Genomic DNA, 11972 nt, shown 5'->3' with positions numbered 1-11972 from the left:
CGGCGCCTCCCGTTTATAATCCATTCGACTATAAGGGGTATATATCTAGGTTGACTATAAGAGTGTCAACCCCGGGCCAGAGGCAATTTTGTCCCCGCAACGGCAGTTTCATCCAGCACGACATGGCGAAACTGATAGAGCTTGGCCGGGCGCCCGCCCGTATCCAGTGACGTCTCGCCAGTCTCCTCGACCAGTTCTTGCTGCTCTATGAGCCGGCGAAAGTTGGGCTTGTTGATCAGCCGGCCTGCCAGGGCTTCCACGGTCCGTTGCAGCTGCAGCAGCGTAAACACCGGCGGCATCAGCTCGAAGACGACTGGCCGGTATTTGATCTTCGAGCGCAAGCGCGCAAGGCCCGTGGCCAGGATGCGGCGATGGTCGGCAACCATCGTTGTCCCGGCTGTTGAGTCGGATGCGATCGACCGTTCGTCGCGGGTGGCCTCTGCCACCAGACCCGCCTCGTAAAGCAGCTCATAGCGCTGAAGCGCCAGCTCTTCATTCCAGGGGCGCTCGTCGAGCCCGAAAGCAATGGCAGCCCGCCGCCGCCGCTCACTGCGCGTCGCAGTTTGCTTGGCATCGGCCGCCCAGGCAAGCAGACGCGGCTTCAGAACATCCGCAATCAGTTTCGGTGTTCCGAGGCGGTGGTCCTCCCACGGAAAATAATCGTACCAGCTCCGCCAGGCACAGGTGGATGCGCCGGTGGCATGTTCCTTCCGGGTCAAAGCGAGATAGCTGATGGAAATGACGCGCTGCTGGCGCCCGTCGGCGCGGTCGGCATCAGCGAACGTATAGAGCTGCTCAATATAGCCGAGGGGATGACCAGTCTGCTTCTCGACCCACGCCCTTAGACCTGACTGCAGCGATCGATGCTCCAGCGCGAACGGCCCCGAGGGCAGGCAATCCCCCTGCCCGATGGTGAGGACCGCTGGTTCACCGTCATTGACGGACACGACAACGGCAATCAGCTCCGCTTCGACTTGCTTGGCCTTGGCGGCGGCCCTACCGTTGCGTGTTGCTTTGGGGCGATCTTCCATGGTTGCCTGGGTTGGGCAGAGTTTTCCCTGCGAAACATCCTAATCGATTTAACCAGCGTGTAACAGGCCATTTCGCCTGTCAACTCGGCTGCTCTATGAAAGGCTTAGACCCTCGGTCTACACCCGGCATGTTTCAGAAGCGACGTTCGCGGTACCTGACCCTGGGGCAGCGCAAGTAAGCCGCGCTCGGCGGTCCGAGAGGCTCTGCCATTGTGGAGTGACCGGGCCTCAAGTAACCCTGCACGGGGGCGGGAATCCTCGAAGATAGCGGGCGCCGGCTACGTGGCTCGACCCCACGTATTATTGGCAGAGATAGAGCTTAAAATTGGACGCCGATCGATGGTCAGTTTTGGAAACGATGACGTAATTGCTGCCGTCGCTCCTTTGAACGAAGATTCGGCTGACGGCAAAAGCCGCCGACCATTGAGATCAAGGAGGCCGCAGTGAAGCAATATGTCGGACTGGATGTGTCGCAGAGGGAGACGAGCGTCTGCGTGGTCGACGATACTGGAAAGACGGTGTTCCAGGGAAAGGCGAAGTCCGATCCGGGAGCCTTGACGGAGTTGCTGCGTAAACGTGCGCCTCACGCCGTGCGCATCGGATTTGAGACGGGTGCCATGTCCAGCTGGCTCTGGCACGAGCTGAAAAGGGTAGGGTTGCCGGTCGTCTGCCTTGATGCTCGGCATGCAAAGGCAGCGCTTTCAGTCCGAATGAACAAGAGCGATGAGAACGATGCCCGCGGCCTGGCCGAACTGGTTCGCGTCGGCTGGTATCGGGAAGTGAAGGTCAAGAGCGCAGAGAGTCAGGCCACCCGGTCCATGCTCGTCGCCCGGTCGAGACTTGTCGAGATCCGTCGCGATCTCGAAAATCAGACACGGTCCATGCTGAAGGAATATGGGCTGCAGTTCAGTCGATCGATTGGGTCACAGTTCCGGCGAAAGGTTTGGGAACTGGTTGCCGACGGTCATCCGCTTCGCCCTTTGGTTCAGGCGCTTCTGTCTGTCCACGAGCAGGCCTGCTGTGAACAAGAGAAGCTTGATCGGCAGGTCCGGCATCTCGCTCGTGAAGACGAAACCACACGCCGGCTAATGACAGTCCCCGGCATCGGCGTGGTGACCGCGCTCACCTTCCGCCACACGATCGACGATCCCTCGCGCTTTCGCTCGGCCGCCAACGTGGGAGCCTATCTCGGCCTGACTCCGCGACGAAAGCAGTCCGGTGAAACGGATATTAATGGCCGCGTCTCACGTTGGGGCGATCGACTGCTGCGAACCTACCTGTACGAGGCGGCCAGCGTGCTCCTGCACCGGACTAAGAAATGGTCCACACTGAAAGCCTGGGGGATGCGTCTGTCGAGGCGGATCGGCTTGAAGAAGGCAAAGGTGGCGGTCGCACGGAAGATCGCGGTTCTGCTTCATTGCATTTGGGTTGACGGCACCAGCTTCGAGTGGGGCTGCGAAAAGATGGCATAACAGATCAGCACTCGATCCCAATCGCGGGCCCGTTTCCGGAGCTCGTGATGTCCCCGCCGGGACGGTGGTTGCGGCGACCTCGGTCAAACGGCTGACAGCAGTTCATCTGCATCTCGTTGGAAACGTTGAGGCGCCCGACCCGAACATCATCATGAGGCACTCGACCTCGGAAAGGACCACGACCCCGGCGATGGCAGTGCGAGATCCGGATTGACAACTACCCGCAATTAAAGGGCCGTTTGACACCCGAGGTTCGCAGGCGTCTGGCGCGCTATCGATGATTTTGGTGAAGGCGCCTTTAGTTGACGCCTTTCGATACTCAGGTCGCGGCCATCGACATAAGATGGATTGATTGGGGCACGGGCGAAGCTAACTCAAGATTTTCACTCTTGGTCGAATTTCAACATCCGCTGAAACCGTCACATTTTGTGAAATTGCGATTGACATATTTCAGTAGGTCAGCCATTTTCAGCGGATGCTGAAATCGGGCGACTCATTGAAAAGCATTGAGCATCAAGCTGCGGACGCTCTGCGGGCCGTCTTAAACGATATTCCGCCCGTTTCCATCGAGAATGTCGAGGTTGAAGCCGACGCTTTCGATCGCGAAATCGATATTCTTGCGTATATCAGCGCCTTCGGGCGCACACATATTCTCGTCTGTGAGGTCAAGTCGAGCGGACAGCCGCGCCACGTTCACTCGGGCCTACTCCAGGTGCGAAGGGCGGTAAACCACATAGGAAAAGGCGCAATTCCTGTGTTCATTGCGCCCTTTCTTTCTCCAGAAGCACAGGCTCTTTGCCAGGAAGAAAATGTGGGCTTCCTCGATTTCGAGGGAAATTGCCGGCTCGCTTTCGACGGCATATTTATTGAGCGTAAGGTTCCGACCCGACCCGCAATCGAACGCCGCGAGTTGAAGTCGATCTTCAAACCGAAGTCCGCGCAGGTTCTGAGAGTGATGTTGCGCGATCCACACCATCCCTGGCGCGTCACCGAGCTTGCGGAAGCAGCCGGTGTCAGTCTCGGCCACGTCAGCAATGTCCGCGCTGCGCTTGTGGATCGGGAGTGGGCGAAAATCGGCGACGATGGCATGTCGCTTTTTCGGCCGGCAGCGGTTCTGGACGCTTGGCGGAACTCTTATGAGCCGCCAGCGGGTGATCGCCAAACCTTCTACACTACCTTGCACGGCAAAGCGTTCGACCAGGTCGTTCGCGATGTGCTTGGTGCGTCGAATCGAATTGACCGAGCGATCCTCGCATCGTTCTCGGCAGCGCAATGGATTGCGCCATATGCTCGGGTAGGCAGCCAGTTCTTCTACGCAGATAGCGGAGGTCTCGACCGTCTGCGGCATGCCCTCAAGCTGTCGTCGGCGGCGAAGGGTGAAAACGTTGTGATCACGATCCTGAAGGATGAAGGGCCACTGCTTGATACAATCGAGCCGGCGCCCGGCGTCGTTTGCACAAGTCCTGTTCAAACTTACCTTGATTTGGTGATATCCGGGGAGAGGGGACAGGAGGCCGCTGACCATTTGCGGCAGGAGAAATTGCAATGGCTCCAGTAGTACCGCCCGATCCGCAATCGGCCGCCGACTACGACGACCGCACCACCGCGGCCGTGAAATCGGTTCTACTGGAAATTGGTCAGATACTCGGCAGTTTCAAAGGGGCGGCGATAGCCTTGTCGGGGCAGCGAGGAGCCGTAGCCGATGATGAACGCACAGGAGAAGTCTGGCGTGAATGGGGCGATGATTGTCAAGCTTTGCTCTCGAGTCATTTCGTCAACCATCTTGCGTGACCGATTGGCGACCATCTCCTCGTCCCGACCTTATATTACCCGTCGCCTGTCGCCGCCAGCGCGCAGTGACTTGTCAAGGATGGAGGCCCGCAGACCCCATCGCGCGGCGACTTGTCCTTGACGGTCACGAGCACGGCGGCAGGTTTGCCGTGGTCGGGGAGCCCTTCCTTGGGCGGAAGCCCACGACAGTGTTCGAGAGGAACTCGCCATGAGCCGGGTGCGCAGAGATCGTCCGACGCTCTTGTATTTGCTGGATCCGAGCCGGCTCCGCCTCCGACTGCCTCGGTAGCTCGGTATCCTGAGCGCGTCGGCGGCATCATGCCATTATCATCCTACGAATTGCATGCTCCATCGTCCTGGACGAGACCGGTTTGGCTAGCCAAAGGACGAAGGTCTGATTACCAGATGTGATCGGCATGGGGTCGCTTCCACCAACGACGATGATGGGCACCGTCATCAGGGTGGTACGTACGGCTTCGGGCTGTCCTGGCCCGAGGAAAGTCGCTTTATCGAAAATTAGGAGGTCGGCTGCCTTCCCGCTCTCGATCCAGTCGCAAAGACTCTCGAAGGTCGCGAAGCCGACCGGCCTATAACCCAGCGCGGCGATCTTATCCTTGTAGATCTCCAACGCTGCTGGATCGGGGTCAACGACTGCAATGATTTCTCCGTTGCCAAGTGATCCATCGCATGGGCCGAAAGCGCTATCAGCTCTGACCTGCTCCTCAGCGCAGGCCGGTAAGTAGAGATCGAAGCGTGTACCTCGGCCAACAGCCGAGGTGACGTCAAGGCATCCTGCGAGCGCGCTCACATGGCGGTCCACTGCAGCAAGACCCAGTCCGGTCCCGCCGACGCGAGAGCGCGTGGTAAAAAAGGGCTCAAAGATATGCGGAAGCACCGAACTTGCGATTCCTTGGCCATCGTCGCTGATGGAGAGGAGAACGTAATCTCCCGGTTTCAAGGTGCCCTTAGCCACGGGCTTCGTTTGACAGACGTGAGCGCGAGAAACGCTAATCTCGACACGGCCCTCATTCAAGAGAGCCTCCGACGCGTTCTTGCATAGATTCATAAGGATCTGCTGTATCTCGGTCGGGCTGCCCTCGATCACCGTTTGCCACTCGTTGATCTTGAAGTTCAACTGAACATCCGCACGGAGTGTAACCCGCAGCAATGGCGCGAGATCCATTACACTCTCCGAGACGTCGAAAGGCATCGTCACGCGCTTCCGATTTCGGCTTAGTGACAAAATTTGATCAATAATCAGTTTGGCTCGGTTGCTGGCCAAGATAATTTGGCCGATGTGGCCCCGAATTCTCGAGGGGCGGCGCACAAGACCTTTAGCCATCTCTGCGTAGCCGACTATTGCTCCTAGAACATTATTGAATTCATGTGTAACGCCGCTTGCGATTGTGCCGACAGCCGTCAGCCTTTCCGCATGCTCCCATCGACTCTCAAAAAGGTTACGTTCCGTGTGTACACGTTGCATTTCAAGATGGTTGCCTAAACGCACAGTAGCGCTCGCCAGAACCAGGAGGTCGTCTGTGGAGGGTGGTGAGCGATCTCCTTCAAAAACAAGGATACAAACCGCAGCCTGCTGATCGGAGGCCCTGCAACCAACAATTTGACAAACACCGGTAGTGCCTACGGCAGTCCGAACCACTTCCGACGCCGGAACGACGCGAAACACTGGCTGTTCCGGGTGTACAAGTGAGACGACTTCATGGATTAGCGTGGCGTTCCAGACGCGCATGCGCTTGTTCGCGACAAAGTACTCGGTATTCCTGCTGATACTCGGATCCACCAGAGCAAGCGCGCATTGATCCGCATCGAAAACGCATTGAATGAGTCTAAGCGCTGCTTCGGTGGAGAAGCGCCGCGAAGCCTTCGTTGCTTGACTGTCGATGAAACAAGCTTCGATCTCACTCATCGCCGCTTCAAGCTCTAACCGCCTTTCCAACCGGTTCGTCCGCACATGCAGCGTGGAGGCTCGAATGGTCGCAAACAAGCAGAGGCATATGGACACCAAGCCAAAGAAAAGTCGTGTACGCTGCGCTTGCGCGCTGGCGAAGCTGTAGGCTTTCAGATGTTCTCGCTCCAATTCGGCAGCCTTGGCGAACGTGTCGAAGGATGGGATCCGATTGACAGCGCGGTCCAACCTCAACATTGAGGACAGGATAGCGCGGCCCTCGCGGGCAACATCCTCCGTGACTTGGTCCTGGCTAGGAGGAAGTCGGCGGAGAGACTGATCGATTTGTAATGCGAGGCTGAATCCCGGTCTGGCCGAAAATTGAAGGATCAGATTGGAAAATTCAGGCCTGTTCGACACTCCCCCCCGAAGGCGATTAGCCGAGCGAGCAAAGCGTACGAGAGAGCTTTGCAGAAGCTCATTTTGCGCGGCCGAGGCCGAGATGGCAGCTTCTGTGTTTTCGAGGGACTTTTTGAGCTGTGCAACCAACCTGGAGTGCACCCCGGAGCTCTCATTGGGCGAAATCTCAACAAGGCGTTGGTAGTTTTGAAGGTTCCTTTTTAATGCTTGCCCGGTAGAAGCAACGGAACGGAAGTCCAATACGATGTCGGCGCGGGCGACGTCTCGCTGGAGCAATGCGTAGTTGATCTGAATCGTCCGCAGTTCGCTTAGGACCGCCTCGTTGATCTGGGGGTCTTGCCACTGTATCGCGACCAAGAGCGCAACCGAGGCCACTAGGGCCATTACAGAAGCTTTGTCGGTACTGAGCCATTTTTCCCAAACGAACGGCGTTTGATCCGCGGTGCGTGCCTTGCGAAGGTCCGATTTGAATTCTAGCTCCCCATCGCGTCGGTGTGCGGCCGGATGCTGCTGGAACAGGAAAGCCAAGTGTACCTCTCCCCTCAAATAGGCGGTGTAGACGCCGTTGCACTCTGCCCCCATGGCCCGCTGACCTTCCATTGATTCGCGGGCGTTTCGACCTCGACGGCGAGGCGGCAGCACAAGGCGGGCAACTGATCGCAGTTTTCGGAACTGGTCTTCCGAGAGATCATCGAAGGGGCATACAAGCGCACGCCTGCAGCAGCCGAGGATGATACCGGTCGGTCAAACGCAACTGGCGAGGGCCGGATCTGCTGTTGGCTGGCAGCTAACACTGGCGGGGCGGCGGCCTCAACTCCGGCGTGCCTAGAGCCGGCTGCTGCGAAAGCGTCCGACACGCTTCCCTTGGGGTCATCCCGTCCAGCGGGCATCCTTGGATCGCCGAAAAAAGACGAGGCGGCTTGATGATCCTGCCCTCGCTGAAGCACCTCGCGAAACCCCTTTTCCAGTCGCAGAAGCTCCTCTGGACCGGTAGGCGGCTCGTCAGCTCGACCATCGAACAGCGGCCGGAGCGCCTCGGACACGTGCTGCTCAAAGCCCACTCGCCGGGCCTGGACCGCTTGCCCGTCTTCCAAGCCGGCGTCCTGCACCTGCGACAAAGCTGTTACACGGGATGGATTACTATTTCGCGGGTTCATACTAGCCTCACATCAAACTGTATCGTCAAAGTCCTGCGCCAATTCACACAGCGGGTCATCGAGTTGAGATTCTGCGGAGAGCGCCTCCTCTGCTCCCGTCAAGGGCGCCGGCTCCGGGAGGGCGCCTGTCTGGCTTTCAAAGATGCGTTTCAGAATGCGATCCGAAAATATCGCACCTTCCTCAATTTTAATGGTGGCAGACCTTTGATGAGAACAATCTCGTAGTCGTCATCGAGCAGCCGAACCTGTTCGGGACGCAATAGCGGTGCACCTTGATGTGAATTCTGAATGTTCCAATCGAACGTTCGCGCCTGGCTGTAGGAAATCGATTGGGCTTGAAATGTGAATCCACCGATAGCTTTGGAAATGTAGTTCGAAGTCTCGTCATCTACCTCGATGTTCCTAGAAGCGCGCCGGCAGCCCGGGCGGGGGGCTTGGGGTTAGACTGCAAGCGCACGCCACTCATAAAGAGCGGCCTCTTTTCGCGGTTCGGACACCCATAGTCAACCCGGCAACGTCTGGATGCCCGCTGTGCTTTTTGCAGAGCGGCGATGCCGGGCATATCGGCCGATCCTGTCTAGGATGGTGTGGCCACTCTCGTCGGCCGAGTTGATGCTCCAGCCAGTATCGCCTTGCCGACCAGCATGAGTTCGCCGTTAGCAATCCATCGTTGCGAGCCGAGACCGAGGTAAAAAGCGCGTGTTATCGACTATGTAGCTGACGCTCCCGCTGACGCAGGGTTCCCGCCATTGCCTCGAGGACTACCTCGAAATGAAATACCTCTGCACGGGCGGCATCTGAAGCATGGGCTTGCAGGGCTCGCAGACCGGTAAACCAGCGAGCCATCTCCAAATATGTGAATTGTGGATTGCTCCTCGACGGGAGCTGAGGGGCGGCTCCGCAAGCCTTACGACGCTCTTTGCGAGCCGTAGCTGCCGAGCTGGCAAAAGGCCGGGCTACGTCGCGCCAGCGCAATCGGCGCGCAGAAAATTAGGCCTACCCGCTCCGGGACCGCGGACCTCGTCAGCTTCTCGTAAGTATGCCCGAGTAGGTTGCTCAGCTGATCTGTGGACGTGAGGCTAGCGTGAACCGGCACAAATTTGACCTATCCAATGTAACAGGTTGGCGGCAGGTGCAGCCCCCGGCATCTCAAGAGCAAGCGGCACAGGCCGGGCAAGAGGGCTTTGAGCAGCGCTCGGGCGAGGCGCGCCAAGCCGCTGCCCAAATTCCCGCCCCCGGCGTTCCGGCTCTGCCAGACCCGTTCCATCCTCATCCGTCTCAGGGAGACCTGAGCCTCATCGAAGGCGCGGCCCCATGGGAAGCGCAGCCCATGATGCAAGGGAGCGGACAAGAACACGCCGCGGCGCCGTACGCCGGAGGCAGTGGGTCGATGCTAGGTGCCTCGGTGCTGCAGCCGGGTCACTCAACGGCGCGCCATCATCATGCGCCGGATTCGTCAGTGGGTGATCTGAATCCTTCCGCACCGTTCGAGTTGCGTGACCATGCTCGTTCCCCCGTGCCGGCGGCGGTGCAGCCAAATCCTCCAGTAGTGGTCTCCGACGGTCGCGGCTGCAAGCGTCCTCTTTATTCCAACGATGCGACCGTTGTCGAACGGCTGAGGTCACTCTACGCGGGTAAGGCCAAGGAGGAAACGGTCAAGCGCCATGTAAATTCTCTTTACGGCTTTGGTCGTTGGCTCTTTAAAAATAACAAGCCGGGATTTGCTGCTCGGCTTCACGAGGAGTCGCTGGATGAAGATCTCAAGGAGTACGAGAGCAGTGGTGGCTCCTCGACTGTGGCTGTGGCACTGCGTCGTCTCAGAGAGTCGGCGGGCGGAGTGCCAATGGTGGGCCGCGCTGTCCTGAATCCCGACCCTGCCGACGCCGTGCTCATCAAAGAGTACAAAGCGGCTCTCATCAAAGAGTACAAGGGAGCGCCTGCGACCGGGCCGAATCGCCAAACCATTCACGACTATGGAGCTACTCTTAGACGTTTCAGTGAATACCTGGTTGAAAACAACAAGCCGGGGATTGCGGCTCGGCTTCACGAGGAGTCGCTGGATGAAGATGCCAAGCGCTATAAGGACTCCAGTGGTGACCGGAGGATCATTGCACTAGCTCAACTCCGGAAGTTCCTGCCGTCCGCCGCACTCGGGCGCGAAATTGCCCTTGCTGCTCGTCCGGAAGACGCAGTCGGCATGGAGGCTCGTGCCATTGGGGACGCCGCTGCGCAGCACAGCGGGCCGCAGAAGGCATTGGGTCGGCCAGAGAAGCTCCCTGGGGAAGCTAATGAAGACGCCGCTGTTCTGCCATCGTCTTTCGTACCAACTGGGCACCATCACCAAGCCTCGGATCCCGCAGAGTCCTTTCGTCCCCTGATCTGGCGCGACGGCGACCAGCGCGCGCCGGACGAGCGGATCGCTGCACAGGACAGGAGCAACCTGGTACCAAGCGAGGAGGTGCCACTGAGGCCACCGGAATTCGCTCCGCCCAGCTTGCGGGCGGGGAATTCCGCCTCGCCAGAGCTCTTTCCTGAGGGGATGTCCCCCGCGGTCGAAGGGTTTTTTGGTGTTTTCGGCGACCCCAGCGGGCGGGTGCTCGGCGCATTGCAATTGCTAGGCGACGAACATATCCACAGGGATTACCAGCTCCTGGAGCAGGAGTTGCAGGGGAACAATCCAGAACTCGCCGCCCGGACGCGGTTCGTGGATCCCCTCGTAGCCAATTATCATCTGCGCTTGGGCTCCGAGAGCGACAAGCTAAGCGCATTCCAGCGCATCGTCCATAATCAGAACGGTAACGACACAGCCGACTTCCTGTTCGTGCCAGTGAGCGATGGCGGTAAGACTCTTGCGGAGCGCGGCAAACATTGGTCGCTGCTGTTCGTTGATCGCAGCGACCGGGAACGGCCGGTTGCCTATCATTATGACTCCGTCAGCGGATGGCATGACAAGCTTGCAAAACACCTCGCAGAAAGGCTGGGCGCCAGCCTGGAGACCCGCGTGGACTTACCCCGCATCGCCCAGCAGAGCAACGAGTGGGATTGCGGAGTCTACGTGGTGGACGGCACGCGGGCGCTGGTTGGGCGATTGCAAAGATGGCAGCCAGACCTGCCAGACCTGCCAGACCTGAACCTCAACAACCTCGTCGTCAATCGGCAGGCACTACAAACCCGACTCATGGGTGACGATACATCTGGAACGGCAAATTATCTCACGAACTTTGAACTCATGGACCGACAGGCGCGAGACGCGGTTAAGGAAAGCCCCGTTGGGACGTTTCACCAGCGGATCAAGCGGCTCGGCCAGTCAGCGCGAGCGTTGCACGACAGAGCCCTGGCTCCAGTCGCGCCGGACCAAGGCAACCCAGACTCGGTGTTCGTACGGGACGTTGTTCCCGGGGAAACACGCCATCATCATGCGCCGGATTCGTCAGTGGTTGATCTGAATCCCCCCGCACCGTTCGAGTTGCGTGACCATGCTCGTTCTATGCCGGCGGCGGTGCAGCCAGATCCTCCAGTAGTGGTCTCCGGTCGCGACAAGCGTCCTCTTTATTCCAACGATGCGACCGTTGTCGAAGGGCTGCGGTCAGCACTCTATGCCGGTAAGGTCGGGGAGCGCACGGTCACGGACCATGTAAATTCTCTTCTCGGCTTTGGTCGTTGGCTCTTTGATAATAACAAGCCGGGATTTGCTGCTCGGCTTGACGATCCGTTGCTGGATCAGGATCTCAAGGAGTACCAGCGCGAGAGTGGCTCCTCGAACGTGGCTAGAGCACTGGGTCGTCTCAAAGAGTCGGCGGGCGGAGCGCCAATGGTGGGCCGCGCTGCCCTGAATCCCGACCCTGCCGACGCCGTGCTCATCAGAGATTACAAAGCGGCTCTCATCAAAAAGTACGAGGCAGAGCCTGCGACCGGGCCGAATCCCAAAACCACTCAGGACTATGCGGCTACTCTTAGACGTTTCAGTCAATACCTGCATGAAAACAACAGGCCGGGGATTGCGGCTCGGCTTTACGAGGGGTCGCTGGATGAAGATGCCAGGCGTTATTTGGACTCCAGTGGTAACCGGTGGATCAGTGCACTAGCTCATCTCCGGAAGTTCCCGCCGTACGCCGCACTCGGGCGCGAAATTGCCCTTGCTGCTCGTCCGGAAGACGCAGTCGGCATGGAGGCTCGTGCCATTGGGGACGCCGCTGCG

At 58.8% G+C, this 11972-nt stretch carries 6 protein-coding genes and 1 pseudogene; 4 read left to right on the top strand and 3 right to left on the bottom strand.

The genetic code is table 11. From position 1 onward, the window contains the following. Positions 1-65 precede the first annotated feature (65 nt). On the bottom strand, positions 66-1031 hold the full coding sequence (locus NKJ77_RS30345) for an NUDIX hydrolase (protein WP_023693539.1): 966 nt from the start codon (positions 1029-1031) through the stop codon (positions 66-68). A gap of 443 nt (positions 1032-1474) precedes the next feature. On the opposite strand from NKJ77_RS30345, the gene NKJ77_RS30340 reads away from it, so the two are divergent. The 3 genes from NKJ77_RS30340 (at position 1475) to NKJ77_RS30330 (ending at position 4294) form a co-directional block, all read left to right on the top strand. Beyond that, positions 1475-2503 carry an IS110 family RNA-guided transposase gene (locus NKJ77_RS30340; RefSeq protein ID WP_352536249.1) on the top strand — a complete coding sequence of 343 codons (1029 nt, stop codon included), beginning with the start codon at positions 1475-1477 and terminating at the stop codon, positions 2501-2503. A 496-nt stretch (positions 2504-2999) separates the two neighbouring features. Then, positions 3000-4061, top strand: a complete 1062-nt coding sequence (locus NKJ77_RS30335; RefSeq protein ID WP_245263163.1) for a type IV toxin-antitoxin system AbiEi family antitoxin — start codon at positions 3000-3002, stop codon at positions 4059-4061. Next, on the top strand, positions 4049-4294 hold the full coding sequence (locus NKJ77_RS30330) for a hypothetical protein (RefSeq protein ID WP_352536248.1): 246 nt from the start codon (positions 4049-4051) through the stop codon (positions 4292-4294). The genes NKJ77_RS30335 and NKJ77_RS30330 overlap by 13 nt, the downstream gene beginning before the upstream one ends. A 316-nt stretch (positions 4295-4610) precedes the next feature. Here NKJ77_RS30330 and NKJ77_RS30325 read toward each other — a convergent pair whose 3' ends face one another. Together NKJ77_RS30325 and NKJ77_RS30320 are read right to left on the bottom strand one after the other, a co-directional pair. Then, complete coding sequence (locus NKJ77_RS30325; RefSeq protein ID WP_352536247.1) at positions 4611-7145, bottom strand: two-component system VirA-like sensor kinase; 2535 nt, start codon at positions 7143-7145, stop codon at positions 4611-4613. Between the two features lie 641 nt (positions 7146-7786). Continuing rightward, a pseudogene (locus tag NKJ77_RS30320) lies at positions 7787-8163 on the bottom strand (type IV secretory system conjugative DNA transfer family protein); the annotation flags it as partial. A 1070-nt stretch (positions 8164-9233) separates the two neighbouring features. Here NKJ77_RS30320 and NKJ77_RS30315 point away from each other — a divergent pair. Next, a partial coding sequence (locus NKJ77_RS30315) for a Ulp1 family isopeptidase (protein ID WP_352536246.1) occupies positions 9234-11972 on the top strand: 2739 nt, incomplete at its 3' end.

The sequence above is a fragment of the Mesorhizobium sp. M0052 genome (genome assembly GCF_040323255.1).
Classification (GTDB): Bacteria; Pseudomonadota; Alphaproteobacteria; order Rhizobiales; family Rhizobiaceae; genus Mesorhizobium.
The sequence above is the reverse complement of the archived record's forward strand: the minus strand, read 5'-3'. Positions and strand labels throughout refer to the sequence as shown.